This is a genomic window from Psychrosphaera sp. 1_MG-2023, assembly GCF_030548245.1.
GTDB classification, from domain to species: Bacteria; Pseudomonadota; Gammaproteobacteria; order Enterobacterales; family Alteromonadaceae; genus Psychrosphaera; species Psychrosphaera algicola.
Map to the genome: position 1 here is coordinate 35,806 of NZ_JAUORW010000011.1, position 22,405 is coordinate 58,210.

At 41.0% G+C, this 22,405-nt stretch carries 17 protein-coding genes; 9 read left to right on the top strand and 8 right to left on the bottom strand.

Annotation, left to right across the window (positions count from 1 at the left end):
* Nucleotides 1-179: 179 nt before the first annotated feature.
* From mfd to Q4575_RS11670, 5 genes are read left to right on the top strand one after another with little or no spacing between them, the layout of a single operon-like run.
* Nucleotides 180-3,707 (top strand): transcription-repair coupling factor, encoded by a 3,528-nt coding sequence (gene mfd, locus Q4575_RS11650; RefSeq protein WP_303523046.1) that lies wholly within the window; start codon nt 180-182, stop codon nt 3,705-3,707.
* Nucleotides 3,704-5,374, top strand: coding sequence for a CsiV family protein (locus Q4575_RS11655; protein WP_303523047.1), 1,671 nt, complete (start codon nt 3,704-3,706; stop codon nt 5,372-5,374). The genes mfd and Q4575_RS11655 overlap by 4 nt, the downstream gene beginning before the upstream one ends.
* 8 nt (nt 5,375-5,382) lie before the next feature.
* Nucleotides 5,383-6,195 (top strand): purine-nucleoside phosphorylase, encoded by an 813-nt coding sequence (locus Q4575_RS11660; RefSeq protein WP_303523048.1) that lies wholly within the window; start codon nt 5,383-5,385, stop codon nt 6,193-6,195.
* A gap of 10 nt (nt 6,196-6,205) precedes the next feature.
* A complete protein-coding gene (gene deoC / locus Q4575_RS11665; protein ID WP_215962398.1) occupies nt 6,206-6,961 on the top strand; it encodes a deoxyribose-phosphate aldolase in 756 nt (251 codons plus the stop codon).
* On the top strand, nt 6,961-7,392 hold the full coding sequence (locus Q4575_RS11670) for a hypothetical protein (RefSeq protein ID WP_215962397.1): 432 nt from the start codon (nt 6,961-6,963) through the stop codon (nt 7,390-7,392). Before deoC ends, Q4575_RS11670 begins: the two co-directional genes overlap by 1 nt.
* A 164-nt stretch (nt 7,393-7,556) precedes the next feature.
* Here the strand turns inward: Q4575_RS11670 and Q4575_RS11675 are convergent, their stop codons facing one another.
* The gene (locus Q4575_RS11675; RefSeq protein WP_215962396.1) at nt 7,557-9,980 is read right to left on the bottom strand and encodes a Lon protease family protein; all 2,424 of its coding nucleotides are present in this window, start codon (nt 9,978-9,980) and stop codon (nt 7,557-7,559) included.
* 272 nt (nt 9,981-10,252) lie between these two features.
* Here Q4575_RS11675 and leuS point away from each other — a divergent pair, with 272 nt between their 5' ends.
* The 4 genes from leuS to nadD all read left to right on the top strand — a co-directional run bounded on the left by leuS (nt 10,253) and on the right by nadD (nt 15,185).
* Nucleotides 10,253-12,838, top strand: coding sequence for a leucine--tRNA ligase (leuS, locus tag Q4575_RS11680; RefSeq protein WP_303523049.1), 2,586 nt, complete (start codon nt 10,253-10,255; stop codon nt 12,836-12,838).
* A gap of 97 nt (nt 12,839-12,935) precedes the next feature.
* On the top strand, nt 12,936-13,421 hold the full coding sequence (gene lptE, locus Q4575_RS11685) for an LPS assembly lipoprotein LptE (RefSeq protein WP_215962394.1): 486 nt from the start codon (nt 12,936-12,938) through the stop codon (nt 13,419-13,421).
* Between the two features lie 4 nt (nt 13,422-13,425).
* Nucleotides 13,426-14,469 carry a DNA polymerase III subunit delta gene (gene holA, locus Q4575_RS11690; RefSeq protein WP_215962393.1) on the top strand — a complete coding sequence of 348 codons (1,044 nt, stop codon included), beginning with the start codon at nt 13,426-13,428 and terminating at the stop codon, nt 14,467-14,469.
* A gap of 26 nt (nt 14,470-14,495) precedes the next feature.
* The gene (nadD, locus tag Q4575_RS11695; RefSeq protein ID WP_303523050.1) at nt 14,496-15,185 is read left to right on the top strand and encodes a nicotinate (nicotinamide) nucleotide adenylyltransferase; all 690 of its coding nucleotides are present in this window, start codon (nt 14,496-14,498) and stop codon (nt 15,183-15,185) included.
* Between the two features lie 116 nt (nt 15,186-15,301).
* On the opposite strand, the gene Q4575_RS11700 is transcribed toward nadD, so the two are convergent.
* The 7 genes from Q4575_RS11700 to Q4575_RS11730 form a co-directional block, all read right to left on the bottom strand.
* Complete coding sequence (locus Q4575_RS11700; protein WP_215962391.1) at nt 15,302-15,595, bottom strand: DUF3301 domain-containing protein; 294 nt, start codon at nt 15,593-15,595, stop codon at nt 15,302-15,304.
* Between the two features lie 11 nt (nt 15,596-15,606).
* Nucleotides 15,607-15,840 (bottom strand): hypothetical protein, encoded by a 234-nt coding sequence (locus tag Q4575_RS11705; RefSeq protein WP_215962390.1) that lies wholly within the window; start codon nt 15,838-15,840, stop codon nt 15,607-15,609.
* 81 nt (nt 15,841-15,921) lie between these two features.
* The gene (gene serS, locus Q4575_RS11710) at nt 15,922-17,235 is read right to left on the bottom strand and encodes a serine--tRNA ligase (protein ID WP_303523051.1); all 1,314 of its coding nucleotides are present in this window, start codon (nt 17,233-17,235) and stop codon (nt 15,922-15,924) included.
* Between the two features lie 26 nt (nt 17,236-17,261).
* Nucleotides 17,262-17,648, bottom strand: a complete 387-nt coding sequence (gene crcB, locus Q4575_RS11715) for a fluoride efflux transporter CrcB (protein WP_215962451.1) — start codon at nt 17,646-17,648, stop codon at nt 17,262-17,264.
* A complete protein-coding gene (locus Q4575_RS11720) occupies nt 17,649-18,986 on the bottom strand; it encodes a replication-associated recombination protein A (protein ID WP_303523052.1) in 1,338 nt (445 codons plus the stop codon).
* An 11-nt stretch (nt 18,987-18,997) separates the two neighbouring features.
* Complete coding sequence (gene lolA, locus Q4575_RS11725; RefSeq protein ID WP_215962388.1) at nt 18,998-19,669, bottom strand: outer membrane lipoprotein chaperone LolA; 672 nt, start codon at nt 19,667-19,669, stop codon at nt 18,998-19,000.
* Nucleotides 19,670-19,672: 3 nt separating this feature from the next.
* Entirely contained in the window at nt 19,673-22,369 is a 2,697-nt protein-coding gene (locus tag Q4575_RS11730) for a DNA translocase FtsK (protein ID WP_215962387.1), read from the bottom strand.
* Between the last annotated feature and the right edge of the window lie 36 nt (nt 22,370-22,405).

The window sequence follows — 22,405 nt, forward strand, 5'->3', positions numbered from 1 at the left end:
ATTTTTGCTCGGTTAAGCACCTGTTTGGCAGAAATCTAGGTCCGTTTGTCTTATCAAGACTTGTTAAATAAGCGGGGTGTAAGCAGCTTTGAGTTTGTTTAAATACGAACGTAAAAGGCACTTACATCCAAAACACAATCACGTTACAATAACTGTAATTATATCTAGTATTAGGATGCATGGTGACCAAACAAACTAGTGCCCCCGCTCAATTTCCGCGTCTGTTAAACCTGCCATTTCCAAAGAGCAAAGATCAATCGTCAAAAATTGATAGAGTATCCTGGAGTCGATTAGCAGGTTCAAGTAAGTCTATAGCCATCGTTGAAGCGGCGCTGCATAGCGAGCGCGTGACAATTGTTGTAACTGAAAATACCCCACAGGCCCACAAACTAGAAATTGAGATCCGGTCGTTAACTAAGTTATATCAGTTACCTGTATTTACGTTTCCCGATTGGGAGATCTTACCCTACGATACATTTTCGCCGCACCAGGACATCATCTCCCAACGTCTGTTAACACTGCACCAATTGCCAAGGTTGACCAAAGGCATTGTCATTGTGCCGGTGGCAACTATGTTGCACTTTATCGCCCCTAAACGTTACATAGAGCAAAATAGCTTTATTTACCATGTTGGTGATACCTACAACATTAACCAAATAAGCAAACAACTGCAGTTAAATGGCTACCGCAACGTTGAACAAGTCGTTGAGCACGGCGAGTATTCTCTGCGCGGTTCCATTTTAGATATTTTTCCGATGGGCAGTAAAAAGCCGTTTAGGTTAGATTTTTTTGATGATGAAATTGATACGATCCGCACGTTCGATCCCGATACACAGCGTAGTGAAGACAAAATAAACAACATTAATTTATTGCCCGCTCACGAATTCCCACTCGATAAATCCGGTATTGAGTTGTTCCGTCAAAACTATCGTGAGCAATTTCCGGTACGAAATGAAAAAGGCAGCTTGTATAAGTTAGTTACCGAAGGCAGTTTTCCAGCGGGGATCGAATACTACCTACCACTGTTTTTTGATCAGGTAGAAACCTTATTCCACTATTTTCCAGACAACAGTCAATTGGTGCTTGTTGGCGACATTGAAGCGCAAGCAAAGCTTTACTTAAGTGACAATGAACGTCGTTACACCAATTTGAATGTCGACCCACTTCGTCCTCTTTTACCTCTTAAATCTTTATTTTTAAACGTGAACGAGCTGTTTACACAGTTTAAACAGTGGCCACAAATAAAAATTATAAACGAGGTTAAAACCGCTGCTGGACATGTCAATGCCAATACCAGTGTCATTGACGACATAGCAATAAACAGTCAGATAAAGCAGCCCTTTACTAAGATCATTGCTCATATACTTGAGAAAAAAGAACAAAATGGTCGAGTATTATTTAGCGTAGAGACCGCGGGTAGACGTGAAACGCTTTTAGAATTGTTAAAACAAGCCAATATTAAGCCTACGGTTTGTCAGTCAATATCTGATTTTGTCGATAATAAAAGCGACATCGGTATTGTTATATCGTCACTTGAACACAGTTTTACGTTATTGAGTGAGTCCTACAATGCCATTTCAATCGTCACTGAAACGGAATTGCTCGGCGGTCGCGTCACTCAACGTCGACGCCATCGCAAAGGTAAATCGATATCGACAGACGCCTTAGTTCGTAATTTAGCGGAACTAAACATAGGTCAGCCTATTGTTCATATAGAGCATGGCGTTGGCCGCTATTTGGGACTTCAAACCATCGACGCTGGTGGCTTAAGCAGCGAATTTGTCGCCATAGAATATTCAAATGCAGCAAAGTTGTATGTACCAGTGGGTAACTTGCATCTATTAAGTCGTTATTCAGGAGGCGACTCAGATACCGCACCATTAAACAAGCTTGGCAGCGACGCATGGGAAAAAGCTCGGAAAAAAGCAGCTGAAAAAATTAAAGACGTTGCCGCAGAACTGCTAGATATTTATGCCCAGCGCGCGGCAAAACCGGGTTATAAATACGATTTGGATAAAGATTCTTATCGCCAATTTAGCGCCAGTTTTCCATTTGAAGAAACAGACGATCAACAACAAGCAATTAGTGCCGTTATTAGTGATATGCGTTCACCAAACGCGATGGACCGACTTGTCTGTGGTGACGTTGGGTTTGGTAAAACAGAAGTGGCCATGCGCGCAACCTTTGTCGCGGTCAATGATTCTAAACAGGTGGCAGTGTTAGTTCCTACCACGTTATTGGCGCAACAGCATTTTGAAAACTTTGTGGACCGATTTGCCGATTGGCCGATAAAAGTTGAAGTATTATCTCGTTTTAAAACAGGTAAACAACAAACAGAAATTCTCAAGCAACTGGAAAACGGCACAATAGATATTATTGTTGGTACCCATAAACTGATCCAAGAAAACATCAAGTTTAAAGACTTAGGCTTACTGGTCATCGATGAAGAGCACCGTTTTGGTGTTAAGCAAAAAGACGCCATTAAGAAACTTAGAGCGAACGTCGACATATTAACGCTGACAGCAACGCCAATTCCGCGAACGCTCAATATGGCGATGAGTGGCATGCGCGATTTATCCATCATCGCAACCCCGCCTAAAAAACGTTTAGCCGTCAAAACGTTTGTACGACCATTTGATATGGAGCTAATTAAAGAATCCATATTACGTGAAACGAGCCGCGGTGGTCAGGTGTACTTTTTACATAATAATGTTGAAACCATCGAACAACGTTGTCGAGAAATTGAAGCATTATTACCAGATATTAGGATCACCTTTGCCCACGGACAAATGCGTGAACGCGAACTTGAACGGGTAATGAGTGATTTTTACCATCAACGCTACAATGTCATCGTCTGCACCACAATAATTGAAACTGGTATCGACGTACCTACTGCCAATACCATTATAATGGAACGTGCTGACCGACTTGGTTTAGCCCAACTACATCAGCTTAGAGGACGCGTTGGTCGTTCCCATCACCAAGCGTATGCGTATTTGCTCACTCCACCGCCGAAGTCAATTTCAAAAGATGCGGTTAAACGTTTGGAAGCCATAGAGCAACTTGAAGATCTCGGCGCGGGCTTTGCCTTAGCAACACACGACTTAGAAATTCGTGGCGCTGGTGAGTTACTTGGCGACGACCAACACGGGCAAATTCAAACCATTGGATTCACCCTATATATGGACATGCTTGAACACGCGGTAGAAGCTTTAAAACAAGGGAAAGAGCTCAGCTTAGATGCACTAACATCTAAACAAACAGAAGTCGAACTGCGCCTTCCGTCACTGTTACCAGACAGCTATATCCCAGAAGTTAATCTACGGTTAAGTTTATATAAGCGAATTGCAACCTGTTCTGACGTACCTGAATTAGACGATATTAAAATTGAGCTCATCGACCGATTTGGTTTATTGCCCGATGCGACTAAAAACCTATTTAGGATAAGTGAGTTTAGACAGCGTGCACAAGCCATTGGCATAACGAAAATTGAAGCCGGCCCGAAAGGCGGTTCGATAGAGTTTGCGGAAAGTACGTCAGTTGATCCGATCTTTTTGATCTCACTCATTCAACAGCATCCAGACACGTATAAATTGGATGGTGGCAATAAATTAAAATTTGCTATTGAAAACAAAGATGCGGAAGATAGACTCAAATTTGTAAATTCACTTCTCAACGACTTTGAACACAAGGTAAAACCAACATGATGTTTAAGTTTCGCCGGCCGAATCTTTTACCCAAGCCCCTATTTTCAGTCGTCTGTTTAACATTCGCCTTTCAGTCTTTAGCAGTTAATGCTTTTGACATTAATAATGACGACGATGCTAAGACCGTAAATCAACGAGTGCCTACCGAAGAATTAGTCGAGGGCATAAAATCCAGTGATGGTCGTTGGTTTGAAGTTGAAATGATTGTATTTGCGCGCAAAGACGCGTCGTCGACGCGTGAACTTTTTGACAATACGATTAAAAATTTAAAACCCCGCAGAAAGTGGGATTTGTTATCGCCGATGTTTACCCCGGATTTAACTCGTTATTTGGCTAACTTAGATAATTGTTGGTCTGAACGCGACCCGTTTACTGATCCAAGCTATGTTAATCTATCTGAGTCACTGGATTTACCTGCCTATGCTGAACAAAATGAAACAGGTTTAAACGATGAAGCTATTTATGACGACATCGATGGCGAGCGCTTCGATAATGAGCCTGTAAATACCGCTGATGGCTCTTTATATAAAACAGCTGAAGGCTCTCAATATAACACCGCTGAAGGCTCTGATTTTGCTATGGTAAATGGCAACGATATTACCGAAGGTGAAGCCGGTAAAGTTGAAATTATCACTTTATCGGATGATTTGGCTGAAATTCAACAAGCTAATCGGTTTTATCAGCAGTTTACGCAATATCAACAACTAATGGACTCCAATTGGCAATTTAGCGCCAATTTATGTTTGTTGCCTAATGAATCAAAGCCGCTTGTTTGGCAGTTAATATCTGGCAACCTAACTAGCACCAACACATACAATCAAGCCCTGCCAATCACGGACATGAAAAAGCGACCTACCGGCCCAGATTTTGATGACTTACATAATGTCTATCTGTTGTCCCCTGACAACCTGCAGTTAATGGCCCATTATAAAAAAATAGAAGCCCAACCAGACCTTACACCAATCATCCACATGGGGTGGCGTCAGCCTGGACTTTCAAAGCAACGCGCTGTACCTGTTTATATTGTAGCTGGTAAAAATTACACCGATGATTTCCGATACGACGGTACACCCAAATTTTCAATACAAGAAGCGCAATCAACCGATCCGGTTTTAGACCGATTAACGTCGTTGCCTGACGACAAAAACAGTCAAAACACGCTTTACAATGAACCTGTTTTTGATTTACAAAAAGCAGAAAAAACTAATGTTCAATTGTTTATGGAAAAACTTCAAAACGGCGCTGTAGTTGATTTTAAAAACAATACGTTAAAAGCACCTAAATCAAAGCATCTGCCTGATACTACATGGCAATTAGATGGCACGATTACCGTGCATTTAAATCATTACCTCTACCTCGACGCAAAATTTAATTATCGCGAACCGGTTACCCAACAGATAAATACTGATTTGTTTTTAAACGATATCGACCCACTTTTGGAGAAAAATGAAACGGATGAGGCGTCACTGTCAACTTCTGTTGTCATTTCGGCTATGAAAGAAGATCAGAACTTAATGACAAATAACATAGATGGCAGTAAATTGGATTTAACCGTGTTAAAACACTATCCATTTGAACAAACCAGACGAAGTTATTCAGGTGATCTACACTATTTAGACCACCCTAAATTTGGAGTAATTTTCCAAATTCGAAAATATCGTCATTAAGGAATTTTGTGAATAAACCATATTTAGCAAGCGCAGAGTATATCAAGCAACACATTGGCGACTTTAAACCTAAATACGCCATTATTTTAGGCAGTGGTCTCGCCGACATTGCTAATGATATTTCCAATCCAATCGTGATCAAATATCAAGATATCCCAATGTTTCCGGTCAGTTCAGTCAGTGGCCACCCTGGAGAGCTAATCGCGGGATACCTCAATAATGTGCCTGTATTGTGTATGAAGGGCCGCTTTCATTATTACGAAGGGTTAAGCTTCGACCAAATTGCGATCCCAATTAGAACCCTTAAAGCTTTGGGCGCAGACGATCTCATTTTAACCAATGCCTCAGGTTCACTTAATTCGGAAATGACCCCAGGCAGTTTGATGATCATCGAAGATCACTTAAACTTCTCTGGTGTTAACCCCCTTGTTGGTATTAATGATCCTGATATAGGCCCTCGATTTGTAGACTTAACTGAAACCTATAAAAATGAACACATCAAAAATTTACGTTATGCCGGTGATAGCTTAGATATCGACTTGTTTAATGGCAATTATATTTGGGTATCAGGTCCAACATTTGAAACCCCCGCAGAAATTAACGCCTATCGTATTTTAGGGGCAGATGCCGTTGGGATGTCTACTGTGCCAGAATCAATCTTAGCGCGTCATTGCGGCATGAACGTTTGTGGAGTTGCTGCAATTACTAATTTAGCTGCAGGTTTAAGTGAACACCATTTGAGCCACGACGAAACGTTAAGCCAAGGCAAGATCGCAGGCCAGAATTTACGTCGTTTATTAACCACATTTGTCACACTATAAACTCAATAAAATGCCAAATATGCTTCCCCATGAACTTATCGCGTTTATTGATTTAACCAGTCTAAATGACAATGACCAATGGCACGACATTGAATCTTTGGCTCATCGGGCAACCACTGACTTTGGTCCGGTTGCCGCGTTGTGCATTTGGCCAAAATTTGTTGAACAATTAGCGCAACTTAATACACACCAAGAATTAGCCATCGCCACTGTCATTAATTTTCCATTGGGCTTAGATTCACCAGACGTCTGCTTAAAACAGGCCGAACGTGCAATTATCCAAGGTGCCAATGAAATTGATTTGGTGATCCCATATTCAGATTTAATTAAGGGTGATTCAAAACGAGTGGCTGATGTGGTGCGGGCGGGTAAAGAAGCCTGTAAAAATACCGCAAAGTTAAAAGTGATCATCGAATCTGGTGAATTAGTTACTGAGCGTAATATCAAAATCGCATCCGAGATCAGCATTGAAAACGGCTGTGACTTTATCAAAACCTCCACCGGTAAAGTGCCAATTAATGCCACTCTAGATGCGGCAAGATACATGTTGGAAACCATTAAAACTTCAAATCTCGATATTGGATTTAAAGCCTCCGGCGGCATAGGCAATTACGCTCAAGCCATTGAATACGTTAATTTAGCAAAAAATATGTTTGGTCATGACTGGCTAACAAACAAGCATTTTCGATTTGGTGCCAGTAGCCTTTTAAACAGTTTATTATCGCCAAATAAAGCGGGTCAAATTGCAAAAGAAGGAGATTATTAATGCAGGAACAATTACCGATTACGATAAACTCTGTTGGCGTTTTCGAACGTGATGAACAACAACAAGCACCGCTATTTGTTAAGTTAGAAGCATGGTTTAACTTTCAAGCATTAACGTTAAATTGGTATTCGGACGAATCAAAAATTCACAGCTTTGCGTTTGTATTTATCGCCGATAATCAAATAGACAAGTTGCAAGTTGATAGCCCAGAAGACTGGACTGTTAGCCAACTTGATCACACCCAAGTGTTAATAAAGCCATCTGGCTATCATACCGATGTGAAATTTATTCTGGCCAATGCCGATCTTAAACAAATGATGGATGGTGCGATGCCGGTAGAACGATTTTTTAGAGCTATTGCGCTTACCATCATCAATCAACAAGCGGTCATTAAACAACTAAAGTGCATTCCAAATCCCGACCTAAATTAACTCGACAAAACTCAACCTCATTAAAGTCTGCTTTTTCAGTCTCATTTGGCAACCCATTTAATCGCGGATCCCACCCAGAGGTATTCACAGGTGGGGCTTACTTATTGATGTTTATTATTCCCAATACAAAACCGATGTACTGCTAAGGCATTTTGTCATGCCTGTTATTCAGAAAAGTCACTATTTACAATATCGGCTATATGACGCAATCGTTGTGACGCTATACCGTTAACGGAGTCTCGCGGGTAACGTCCGCGTGAAGACAACACTCCAGCTTGTTTGCCGGTTAATATCGTCAAGGCATCATCAACATGGTCAACCGCATAAATATGAAAACGGCCTTTTTTAACCGCATCGATGACTGTTTTATTCAAAATTAAGTTTATGCAATTAGTGCGAGGAATAATAACGCCCTGCTCACCCGTTAGCCCGCGAGCGGTACATAAGTTGAAAAAGCCTTCTATCTTTTCATTCACGCCACCGATTGACTGAACTTGCCCATGTTGGTTAATACTGCCTGTGATTGCAATAGACTGGTTAAGTGGGATTTGAGTAATTGCTGATATCAGCGCGCATACTTCCCCTAAACTGGCACTATCTCCGTCAATTTGCCCATAACTCTGTTCTAAGGCAATATTTGCGGAAAACGATAAGCTAAAGTCTTGAGCATATTTATTACCAAGATAACCGGTGAGTAACATGACGCCTTTAGAATGTATTGATTTGCCTAAATCGACTTCGCGTTCAATATCAACAATGCCATTTGAGCCAGCATATACAGTAGCGGATATGCGAGCCGGAGTGCCAAATGTTGTATCACCGATATGCAATACTGTTAGTCCATTAAGCTTACCGACAGAAAAGCCCGAGGTATCGATTAAAATTTGGCCCTCTTGAATATCTTCTAAAAAGGATTCACTAATTTGACCAGTCCGATACTGCTTGCCTTCCAATGCCTGCATGACATTTTCCCGCTGAATTACAACTGGGCCCGCTTCGGTACTAAAGGGTTCTGCTTTGTGCGATTTTTTTGCATAAAATTGTGATTCGCAGATCAATTCCAAAACGTCGGCAAATCGTGCCGATAACTTATGTTGATGCTCTGCCTGACGAAAGCTGAAATTCATCAACTGTGACACCGCATCGCTGGATAATTCAAAATTATGTGACTTCGCAAATTGTTTGGATTTTTGCACAAAACCATACATGGCTTTGTCGTTTAATGAGATGTAATGCTCAAAATCGGCCAATACTCGAAACAATTCACTAAATTCGTTGTCATGTTCCTGCATCAAGTAATATAAGTCCCGACTTCCCATCATGATGATTTTTACATCAAGCGGGATGGGTTGCGGGGTTAAACTTGAGACGTTAACTATATTAGGTTCAAAAACCGGTGATTCCATTCTGATCTTTTGGCTTTTCAGGGCCAGTTTTAACGATTCCCAAACAGCCGCTTGTTCTATTAATTTATCCGCTTCGATTAACAGATAACCGCCGTTTGATTGATGCAAGGCTCCCGGTCGTATCATCCGATAGCTGGTATAAACCGACCCTTGTACAGAACTGTATTCAATCTTGCCAAACATATTCTGAAACGTTGGATTAGGCTCGTATATGATAGGCGCGCCATCTGTGGCGTTTTTTGAAAATAAAATATTGGGTAACAACTGTTCTTCAAGGGCCTTTCTGACGTCTATTTCTTCGCCACTTTTTTCTTCGTCCGCTTCACCAGCCATTAACTCTTGAACTAGCTCAACCAGGGTAGATTTCATATCACGAATAAATTTTATGACGCCTAAGTCTGCTGCATAGCTGTGCTCTAAGTCTTTAATTAATGGCCGTAGTGCTGTTTCTATGGTTTCAATTGTGAGATTACGTTGTTGTTCCGATGTTTCTCTTTTCCACTGAGGCAATTCTAATAACGATTCATTTAGAAAAACTTCAAGTTCTGATATACGCTCGTAAAAATTCTGTCGGGTTGCTTCATCAAGTTGCGTAAAATCAGCATCATTTACAGGCTTACCGTCAACGACTGGGGCAAAACTTACAGATCCCTTTTCTTCATAAAGAATAATTTGGTTTTCGAGTGCTTTAGACTCAACAACTTCTAAAGCCGATTCGTACTTAAGATTAAACTCACGTTCAATAGCGCGTTTTTTTCTTTGGTACGCAGGGTTGTCAAATGCCGCAGGAAAGGTATCCATAAGTTCGTCAATAAACGAATCGATATCATCAACCAGCTTTTTACTTTCCCCTGGCGCTAAGCGGATATAATTAGGGCACCTATTGTCGTCAAAATTGTTGACGTAGCACCATTCAAATGGTGTTTCTTTGGTTTTAGCGACTTCCTGCAATAGATTATCTATAAGGGTATGGCGACCCGTTGCAGGTTCGCCCATTACAAACAAGTTATAACCATTCATTTCCATATCTAAGCCAAATTCTAACGCACTTTGAGCACGTTCTTGGCCGATAAAATTAACAGGTGCGTCGATATTTGAATCCAATATATTGGCGATTTTTTCTTCGTCAATAATGGGTTCTAGAGTGTCGGGGGACAAAATAAACGGTTTAATTAATTCCATGATTTACAACAAAAACAATCCAGTAGAAACGCAATAGTCATAAGTCTATACGCAAAATTCCCCTAGTGCATGATTTGTTTTGAACAAGCGCTGAAAAAACCACCGGTTTAGGCTTTAAAACATGGCCTTTTTACTTGTTGCAAAGTGCCTAATTAGTTATGCTTACGCCCTATAATAACTGCCAAAAACGGTAGACACTTTCGCGACGAATACCAGCAAAATTAAATACCTTGTTCCGCGACAAAACCATATCAAAACATTGAGATCATTACATGCAAGCTGAATATAATCACCAGGAAATTGAACAACGTGTTCAACAACATTGGGCAAACAATAAATCGTTCAAAGTGACGGAAGATGCGTCTAAAGAAAAATTTTACTGCTTGTCGATGCTGCCTTACCCAAGTGGCCGTTTACATATGGGTCACGTAAGAAATTATACCATTGGTGACGTGGTCTCTCGTTTTCAGCGTTTAAATGGCAAAAACGTAATGCAGCCTATGGGTTGGGATGCGTTTGGTCTGCCAGCCGAAAACGCGGCAATAAATAATAATACGGCCCCTGCAAAGTGGACCTATGAAAATATCGACTACATGAAAAACCAACTTAATAGCTTAGGGTTTGGTTACGATTGGGACCGCGAAGTCGCAACGTGTACACCAGAGTATTATCGCTGGGAACAATGGTTCTTCACTAAGCTTTATGAAAAAGGGTTAGTTTATAAAAAAACAGCCACGGTAAATTGGGATCCAGTTGACCAAACCGTACTTGCAAACGAGCAAGTTATTGATGGCCGCGGATGGCGTTCAGGTGCCCTTGTTGAACAAAAAGAAATTCCACAATGGTTTATTAAAATTACAGATTATGCTGAAGAATTGTTAACGGATTTGGATCAATTGGAAGATTGGCCTGAGCAAGTTAAAACAATGCAAAAAAACTGGATTGGCCGCTCAGAAGGTGCAGACATTCAGTTTAAGCTTGAAGGTTCTGACGAGACATTAACGGTTTACACAACTCGCCCAGATACATTAATGGGAGTTACTTATGTGGCCGTTGCAGCGCAACATCCACTCGCTTTAGAAGCTGCCAAAACCAACCCAGAGCTTGTGCAATTTATTGAAGAATGCAAAAACCAATCAGTGGCAGAAGCTGATATGGCGACGATGGCTAAAAAAGGGTTTGATACAGGCTACCGTGTTTTACACCCTGTGACAGGTGAAAGCATTCCAGTTTGGTCTGCAAATTTTGTCCTTATGGGGTACGGTACAGGTGCGGTAATGTCAGTTCCTGGGCACGACCAACGTGACTGGGAATTTGCAACGCAATACCAATTACCAATTAAACAAGTTATTACCAGTTCTGACGATTCGACTGTTGATTTAAGCGTTGAAGCTTATACGGAAAAAGGCCCATTAATTAATTCTGGTCAATTTGATGGCCTTGAGTTTCAAGCTGCATTTGATGCAATCGTTACAGAATTAGAATCAAAACAATTAGGTCAACGTAAAGTAAATTACCGTTTACGTGACTGGGGCGTATCTCGTCAACGTTACTGGGGCGCACCAATTCCGATGGCGACATTAGAAGACGGCACTTCTGTTCCTATTCCAGAGCAAGACTTACCGGTTGTATTGCCAGAAGACGTAGTTATGGATGGTGCCGCGTCACCAATAAAAGCAGATCCTGAATGGGCGAAAACCACCATAAATGGTCAAGCGGCATTCAAAGAAACTGATACATTCGATACCTTTATGGAATCTTCATGGTACTACGCACGTTATTGTTCACCAGATAGCGATGACATGATGCTTGACCCGAGCAAAGCTAACTACTGGTTGCCGGTTGACCAATATATTGGTGGAATCGAACACGCGATTTTACATTTGTTGTATGCCCGCTTCTTCCACAAACTTATGCGTGATGTTGGTCTTGTAGACTCAGACGAACCGTTTAAACGGTTATTGTGCCAAGGCATGGTATTAGCGGAAACATTTTATCGTGAAGAAGACAATGGCGCCAAAACTTGGTTTGCTCCGCTTGATGTGGAAGTTGAACGTGATGAAAAAGGCCGAGTATCTAAGTCTTGGTTAATTTCAGACGGCCAACCCGTGTTATCTGCTGGTATGTCAAAAATGTCAAAGTCGAAAAATAATGGCATCGACCCACAAAAAGTTATCGACCGATTAGGTGCCGATACCGTTCGCTTATTTATGATGTTTACCGCACCTCCTGAACAAACGTTAGAATGGTCTGACTCGGCTGTTGAAGGTTCGCACCGCTTTATTAAACGTGTTTGGAAATTAGCTCAAGATACCATCGCAGCAGGTTTAATATCTGAGTTGGATGTAAGTGCATTAAACAGCGACCAGAAAGCTCTTCGCCGTGACTTACATAAAACCATCGACAAAGTGACAGACGATTTAGACCGTCGTAATACATTTAATACCGCTATTGCAGCGATTATGGAATTGATGAACAAACTGGTTAAATCGCCTCTGGAAACAGACGTAGATAAAGCTGTGATGTTCGAAGCTATAAAAGCTGTTGTAGTAATGCTCGCCCCTATTACTCCGCATGTATGTCATGAGTTATGGGCACAGCTAGGTCAAACTGACGATATTTTGTCGACGCCTTGGCCAACTGTAGACCGCGATGCATTAGTTGAAGATGAAAAACTGATCGTAATTCAAGTTAACGGTAAAGTCCGTGGCAAGATAACCGTAGCGGCCGATGCAACTGAAGAGTTTATTAAAGAAGCCGGCGCCAATGAAAACAACGTAGCACGTTTCTTGTCTGATAAAACCGTTCGTAAAGTTATCTTTATCAAAGGTAAGTTGCTTAATATTGTTGCTAACTAATCCGTTAGATTAGCCGCAGTAGCTAAGTTTATGTGGTCAGCCTTTTCTAAGGCTGACCAAGTTTTAATGGTCAATAAAATCAACAAAGGCAGATAAAATGAAAGCGATATGGTTGTTAATAATTGTTGTCATTTGCAGCTCTCTTAATGGCTGTGGCTTTCGATTAAAGGGCCATTACTATCTACCCGACTCATTAAAAAAGATCCATTTATCATCTGACAATAAATTTAGCCCTTTAGCTAAGCAGGTTGAACGACGATTAACGCAAAACCAAGTGGACTTAGTTAAGAAGAAAACAGCCAACATTGCTGAGTTACGAATATTGCCCGAGCAGTTTCAGCGTAAAACATTGTCGTTGTTCCCTAATGGTCAAGTCGCCGAGTATGAGCTAATTTATTTAGTTCGATACCAAGTGCAAAAACCAAATAAAGAACCGCTTAGTTTTAACTTTGAATTAAGTCGCGAGTTTCAGGACGATCCGAATAACGCATTAGCAAAAGAACGTGAACGTCAGCTTATATTGTCTGAGCTTCGTGTTTTAGCCAGTGACCGTATTTTGTCTCAGCTGATGATGATCCAATAACACGATGAAAATTTACGCCAATCAAATTCAGCAAAACCTATCTAAAGGCCTTTCAAATTGCTATCTATTGTTTGGTGATGAACCATTTCAAATTGATGATTGTCGTAAAAAGATCAAAGCCGCCGCCAAACAGCAAGGGTTTGACGAGTTTATTCGATTAGCTGACGACGACCAATTTGACTGGCTCGACGTAGCCCAACATTGTCAGGCGATGTCCCTATTTTCTGATAAAAAAATAGTCGAAGTTGAGCTTAACAGCAATAAAATTGGCAAAGCAGGTTCAGAGGTTTTAAAGCAAATCGCACCTGAGTTGGATGAAAATACCATTTTAGTGTTGTTCGGCCCTAAACTTGATGCCAACCAAACTAAAAGTGCTTGGTTTAAAGCCTTAGATAAAGTTGGTTTATACATTCCCGTTTATGAAATTGACGGGAATCACCTCACTCGTTGGTTACAACAGCAATTAGTCGAACATGGCTTGAGTATGGATACAAATGCCCAACAATATTTGCTTAATTTTACTTCGGGCAACTTATTGGCAACGGCGCAAGAATTACAAAAACTCAATATGGCTCTAGGGCAACAACAACACATTGATATTAGTATCATTGAACGGTTTGTGGCTGATCAGGCTAAATACAGCGTATTTCAGTTTATAGACAGCATATGGGCTGGCAATAGCCAACGCTGTATGACCATTTTGCAACGACTCAAGTTGGAAGATTTTGAACCGAATATAATTATGTGGTCACTGCAAAAAGATTTAATGTTGTTAACTCAGTTACAATCTGCCATTGTGAAAGGCCAACCACCGACCCCCGTATTTGATAAACACCGAGTTTGGAAAAACAAACAAAACGTATTTCTTAATGCTGCAAATAAACTGCCAGCGACCGCGGTTAACGAAGCTTTAAAGTTGTTGTCAGAAGTCGATTTTGCGATTAAAACATTTTCGCCTCAATGTCCTTATTCAATGTTTGCTCATATTGCCTTGTTGTTAACGGGCAATGCCAACATTAGCGGATTAAAACTTCCGCTCATCCGTTAACTTGTTTAGCCAGTGAACTTCTGAAAATGACTCAACAACCTACGATATCAATCGATAGTAAAACCAAAGAAAAGGCGGAACCAAAAAAAGTCGCCATTTTTGGAGGCAGTTTCGACCCCATTCATTTTGGGCATTTAACGCCTGTTTTTGATGCTGTCACACAATTTGATATTGGAAAGTTAATCTATTTACCTTGCTATAAACAACCCTTGAAAAATAGCTGTGCAACTAAGAGTCATCATCGACTTAATATGTGTAAATTGGCATTAGCGTCTGTGCATAGCCCCATACCTACAGAAATAAGCGAATTCGAACTTGAACAAATGGGCAACAGCTACACAATAAATACGCTAAAGTATTTTAAACAGCTAGAACCCAATACGGAGTTCTACTTTATTGTTGGTATGGATTCGTTATTAAGTTTCACCCAATGGGTTGAGTGGCAAAATATACTAGAAGTGTGTCATCTTATCGTCATGGCAAGGCCGCAATACAAGTTGCAACTAGACATACAAGAAAATACTACTACGCAACCGACGCTCGCACCGGTACTTATTCCGTTTTTAGGTAAACGGATCCATATTGTGGAAAATGCGTTAATTGATATTTCGTCCACCGAGATAAGACAAGCCTTTAAAAATGATGATGCCGATAGATTACAAGATTGGTTACCGCAACAAGTAGCCGCATATATACAAAACAATCAGCTTTATTGACACATGTTTGGTTAGATTACGGTACTTGCTGGAAGATTTAACACTAGGTTAACTAATAACGCTTGTATTGAAGATAAGGTACGAATGGTACCGTTGGCTTTTCACTGCTAGGCTGACTAGCTCCAGTGTGAGATTTGATTGACTTTGCCGTTGATGATTTCAATTTCACCTTGCTTCGCGGTAATCCCCTCTGGACTATAATTTAAATCAAAAGTCACAACAATGTTAACCCCTTTTTTAATTCTTACTCGAATTGTTCCCATAGCGACCGACAGCAGTTGTAAACCATGCTTATTGCAATAGTCCTCGGCTGATACTCTGGCTAATTCGGCAAAACTCCGGATTTTCCAAAACACACCTATGATGATAAAAAACAGCATCAATATCCAGACAGAGGTTAAATCAAACATAGTAAACGCTTCTAATTTCCAGTAAACAGATTGTAAGCAGCAAAACCTTGCCACACTAATGCAGACACTCCAGCAATCATCACAAACCAATAAAACATGGTCATCAAACGTCTTGCTAAGCTAAACGGTTTTTCCTTTTTAACTGGTTTGTCACCTGATTTACCACCCGCTTTTTCGGCTTTTTTATCAGCTTTAGCTTGCGCTTTTGCCGCCTTTTTATCTTCTTTAGCGTCGTTATCAGCCATAATTTTTCTTATTTTTATGCTCAAAGTATAATCGGGGCAAACTTTGCCCCGATTCTAAACTGCAATTCGACCAATTTTAAATTAATCGATTAAAGTAATGCCGTTCATATAAGGGACTAAAACTTCTGGTACGTTTATCGTGCCGTTTTCATTTTGATAATTTTCCAATACTGCAACTAACGTACGACCTACTGCTAAACCTGAGCCATTCAGGGTGTGGACTAAGTCAGGTTTCTTCGCACCTTTCGCACGATAGCGTGCTTGCATCCTACGCGCCTGGAAGTCGCCCATATTTGAACATGACGAAATTTCACGATACGTATCTTGAGCTGGTAACCATACTTCGAGGTCATAGGTTTTAGTCGCAGAGAATCCCATGTCACCCGTACATAAAATGACTTTACGATATGGTAAACCAAGCAATTGTAAGATTGATTCGGCATGACCAGTTAATTGCTCTAGTGCTTCATCTGAGTTTTCTGGTTTAACTATTTGCACTAACTCAACTTTGTCGAATTGATGTTGACGAATTAACCCTCGAGTATCACGGCCATAAGAACCGGCTTCAGAACGAAAACACGGCGTGTGAGCCGTTAATTTAAGTGGTAATTCAGCTTCTTCAAAAATAACGTCGCGTGCGAAATTTGTTAATGGAACTTCCGCAGTCGGAATTAAGCTCAATTTGCGTGAGTCTTGTTCATCGGCATTGTCACTTTGACCTGTGATTGGCTGAGTATGAAACAAATCTTCCGCAAATTTAGGTAATTGACCTGTACCCTGCAAACTTTCAGGGTTGACAAGATAAGGCACATACGCTTCTGTATAACCGTTGTTCTCTGTGTGTTGGTCTAACATAAATTGCGCTAACGCTCGATTTAGACGAGCAATTTTGCCTTTCATAACAGTAAAACGAGCACCGCTTAATTTGGTGCCCATTTCAAAATCTAGGCCTTTGTTTAATGCTTCACCTAGGTCAACATGATCTTTAGGTTCGAAATCAAATTGCTTTGGCTCGCCCCATTTCAAAATTTCAACATTGTCTTCTTCTTTTGCACCAACCGGTACGTCGTCATGCGGTAAGTTAGGCAACCCCATAGATAAAGTGTCTATGGTTTTTAGTAACTCTGACAATTCAACTTTGGCGGCATCTAACTTATCGCCGAGATCAGCAACACTTGCCAGCAAGGGTTGGATATCTTCGCCACGCGCTTTTGCTTGGCCAATCGATTTAGACTTAGTATTACGTTCGTTTTGTAGGTCTTGCGTCGAAGATTGTAGTTCTTTTCTGCGCTCTTCTAAATTGACTAACGTTTCTACATCTAATTGAAATCCACGAGTTGCCAGTTTTTCCTGTGCAGTATTAATCTCGCTTCGTAGAAATTTTGAATCTAACATGTTTCGTAACTACCCATTCTTTAAATTTACGTTCGATTCGGTACCAATTGCATCCCTAGCCAAGCGGCTAAAATACAGACCAAAACATTTAATAATATATTGATTAAGGCTTTTTGCCATTCACCGTTTTGCAACATCAACAACGTGTCGAGCGAAAATGTTGAAAAAGTCGTCAATGCGCCTAATATTCCTACGCCTATCAAAGGTCGCCAAGGCAATTCAGCAACTATACCATGTTCAATTAAGCTAAATAAGAGGCCCATAATAAATGAACCCAAGATATTAACTAACAAGGTTGTATAGGGAAATCCTTTGCCTAACCATGCAGTTACGCCAATGGTTGCACTGTAACGTAAACTTGCACCTATAGCGCCGCCAATCGCGACAAAAACAATACTGCTCAAACTCAAAATTTAGTCCTTTCTACGAGTGATAGGGCTGTTGTCGTCTAGTGATTGTAGATATTCCAATTTCTCTTTAATTTTTCGTTCAAGGCCACGATCACTAGGTTCATATAATTTAGTATTGGCTAATTCCGCTGGAAAGTACTCTTCGCCCGCCGCATAGGCACCAGGTTCGTCGTGAGCATACCGGTAACCTTCACCATTACCTGTTTGTTTCATTAGTTCCGTAGGTGCATTTGTTAAATGCTTAGGCACATCAAAACTCGGTAAGTCGGATGCCATCCGTTTGGCCTGTTTAAAGGCGACATAAACAGCGTTACTTTTGGGTGCGGCAGCTAAATATAATGTGGCCTGAGCTATTGCGCGTTCACCTTCTGCAGGCCCGACACGGTGAAAAATATCCCATGCATTAAGGGCAACCTCCATGGCTCTAGGATCCGCATTACCTATATCTTCAGTAGCGATGGCTAATAATCGCCGCGCGACATACAAAGGGTCACCACCACCCGCTAAAATACGGCAGAACCAATATAAAGCGGCATCAGGGGCTGAACCTCGCACCGACTTATGAAAGGCTGAAATCAAGTTATAAAAATGATCACCGCCTTTATCAAAGGTAGCCATCTGATTACCAGTGGCCTGCTCTATGATCTCTTTTGTGATCTGATTATCTTGTTCAACTAAGTCACAACATAGTTCTAGAAAATTCAGTAATTTTCTACCATCACCGTTCGATAGTTTTATTAGCAAATCTCGATTGTCGGCATTAATCTTTAAATTGTGCGCGCCTAGACCATCCACTTTATCGCAAAGTGCTCGGTCCAATAACAGAGCCAAATCTGAGTCTTCGATGGCTTTGAGGATATACACACGGGCGCGAGACAATATTGCATTATTGAGTTCAAACGACGGATTTTCGGTCGTTGCTCCAATAAAGCTCACCGTGCCATCTTCAATAAAGGGTAAAAACGCATCTTGTTGGCTTTTATTAAATCGATGAACTTCATCGACAAACAACACAGTTTTTTTACCTTGGTTTACTAGCCGTTCTTTGGCCCGTTCAATGGTTGCACGAATGTCTTTAACACCAGCGCTAATCGCAGAAAGCTTTTCAACATCCGCGTCTGCATAATGGGCAATCAAATCTGCAAGTGTTGTTTTACCGGTTCCCGGAGGTCCCCACAATATCATCGAATGGCATTTTTTCGCCTCGATCATACGTCGAATCGCCTTACCCTCGCCAACCAAATGCGTCTGCCCAACATAGTCATCTATGACACGGGGACGCATTCTAGACGCTAATGGGGCACTTTCAGTAGGGGTAAAGTCAAAACCTTGAGTAGCCAACAGTCAAAACCTTAATATTCAACATTGCCGTCAACAACTTTTGGCAATTGCCTTTGGTCGTCGATATCTGTTCCCAATGGTATTTCAAACTGAAACAAGCCATTGTCTACGTCGGCAAAAACTTGATTTGAAATTGCATACTGGCTCACTTGCATGGTACGACCGACCACCGCTATATTGGTCAACAAAGTGTCTTTAAACGTTACTTTAAGTTCTATAACTTGAGCTTGGTCAAGCAATTTAGGACTTACAACAAAGTGGTTTTGTTGTTTTTCGATCGTAAACTGTGACCACGTTTCATCGTCTTGGGAAACGAGCAAGGCAAATGGCGTTTGAGCGACAGCTTGGCTTGCATCAAACAACGAGACCTGTTCGATAAATGGATTAAACCACCATAATGTCTCGCCATTAGATACTAGTAACTCAGGTTCAGGTTCAGTGATTTCCCACAAAAACAATCCCGGTTGTTTAAACTTCAAACGCCCCTGTGCTTCGTGCAATACATTAAGTTCACTATCGACAACTCGTTGAGAAAAATCGGCTGAAAACCCATTGTATTGTTTTAAAATTGTACGTAATTCGACTTCGGCTGTTTTAGTTACATCAGCCGAGTTGGCGGCCATACTAACTAATACGACGCTTGCAACCATACATTGTTTTATTACTGCTAAATACTTAACCATAAACTAATCTAATTCCTCATCAATCGCCGCTTTAACCGGTGGCGGAGCCAACACTTCACGTGTGCCATTATTTGCCGCAGTGCTTACTATTCCCATTATTTCCATCTGTTCGACAATACGGGCAGAACGGTTGTAACCAATTCTTAATTTTCGTTGAATACTTGATATCGAAACTTTTCGCGTTTCAGTGACAAATGCCACTGCTTCGTCAAATACTGGGTCGACTTCTTCACCTTCTGCCATTTCTGCGGCTTCACCTGGAAGCATATTTTCGTCGGTCATTTCACCTTGCAAAATTTCACTAACGTAGTTAGGTTTTGCTTTTGATTTCCAATCATTTACGACAGCATGGACTTCATGATCGTCAACAAATGCCCCATGGACACGGGTTGGAACGCCTGAACCAGGCGGTAAATACAACATGTCCCCCATGCCCAGAAGGTTTTCTGCGCCTTGTTGGTCTAAAATAGTTCGCGAATCAATTTTTGATGAAACCTGAAACGCCATACGCGTTGGAATATTCGCTTTAATTAATCCAGTAATTACATCCACCGAAGGACGCTGAGTGGCTAAGACTAAATGAATCCCCGCTGCCCTCGCCTTCTGCGCAATTCGAGCTATCAGTTCTTCAACCTTTTTACCGACTATCATCATCATGTCGGCAAATTCATCAATAACCACAACAATCGCTGGCAGCTTTTCTAATTGCGGTGGAAATTCCAACATGTTGTCAGAGTCTTTCCATAACGGGTCAAATAGTGGTGAACCGCTATCAATCGCTTCTTGTACTTTAGTATTAAAGCCTTTTAGGTTTCTAACGCCCATAGCAGACATCAATTTATATCGACGTTCCATTTCCCCCACACACCAACGAAGTGCATTGGCCGCTTCCTTCATGTCGGTCACAACTTCAGACAACAAGTGTGGGATACCTTCATAGACAGAAAGTTCCAACATTTTTGGATCGATCATGATCAATCGCACATCTTCTGGTGTTGATTTATACAACAAACTCAAAATCATGGTGTTAACACCAACTGATTTACCCGAGCCCGTCGTACCCGCAACCAATAAATGTGGCATTTTTGCTAGATCAACTACAACCGCCTTACCGGCAATATCTTTACCTAAAACCATAGTTAATGGTGAAGCGGCGTTTTGGAATACTGTACTATCCATGACTTCTGACAGTCGTACAATTTGACGATGTTTGTTTGGTATTTCCAAACCAATAAACGACTTCCCTGGAATAACTTCAACGACACGAACACTCATAGCTGATAAAGAACGCGCCAAATCCTTTGATAAACTGGATATTTTACTGACTTTAATGCCTGGTGCTAAATCGAGTTCAAAACGCGTAATTACTGGGCCTGGGTAAACGCCAACGACAGTCGCCTGTATATTAAAGTCCATTAATTTCACTTCAACCAAACGAGAAACAACGTCCAACTCTTCTTGAGAAATTGGATTTTCTATTTTGTCAGCACGGTCAAGTAACTCAAGTGAAGGCAGTGTCAGTGGCATAGGTTCAGGTTTTTTAATCGATGCCGTTGCCACAGTATCGCGTTCGTGCACATTTTTGTCACCGGTTTGTAAACTCTCTAATGCGCCTGAAATATCATCATCTTTGATTTGTTCATCTAAGGTAGAATAAGAAGCAGGGCTGTCCATATCGTCTATTGAAAAAGGCATATCGTCGTCAAAAGAAACATCAACAGCCTTTGCTGGAGTCTCTTTAGTGTCTGGCCTAAGTGGTCTACTTGAGGTCGGCGTTACTTCAACGGCCTTTGGGGTCTCCGCAGGAGGTAGTTCACGTTGAGTATCAACATCTATGTCTGAAATAGACGGCGTGAGCTTTTGTTCGGTAATCGATGCTTCGGCGCTTCCGAAAAACTGGCTTAACAAACTTTTAGACGCTGCACTTTCGGTTTCAGTATGATCAGGTGCGGCAACTTTGTTTTGAGTTTGCTTAGTTTTAGCTGACTTCTCTTCATTTAGAGAATGTTCATCTACTTCGCTAGAGATATTTGCTTCACTATTTACATTATTATCTTGCGGTATGAGTTTACTTTTTGGTGAAGGTTCTCGATGAAAAAGGTTTGAAACTTGTTTTATTAACCAATAAACAGAATTCAAAGTCACTCGCCCTAACCCATCGACGACCTGCATCCATGAGATACCTGTCATCAAAGTAATGCCAATCATAATCGCGACTAAAAATAATAAGGTTGAGCCAGTAAAACCAAATAAAGGCATGAGCAGATAGGCAAAAACGTCACCTACAATACCGCCCGAAGAAAAATAATAGATGTCGTCAAAATTGACACTGCATATAGCTGAGCAACCTATGACAAACATTAAGAAACCAATGAGTCTAAGGCCTAGCGCTAGGTAATCAACTTCAATAAGATCATGGAACTTGCGAAACATTAACCAACCACAAAGGGCGATAAGCACAGGTACAAAAAACGCTAACCAACCAAATGTAAATAAAAGTACGTCGGCTATCCACGCACCAAATGCTCCACCAGCGTTTTTAATTAATTCGTAATTTCCTGTTTTACTCCAACTTGGGTCAGCAGGGTCGAAGGTAAACAAAGTGATTAGGATATAGATTGCCACAGCGCCGGCTACAAGCAATCCAACTTCTAGTAAGCGTTGAAATCCATTTAATACAGTTGGCTGATTGTCAGTCAAAACCTAATACTCCAAGATTTATTATTATTTTAAGTT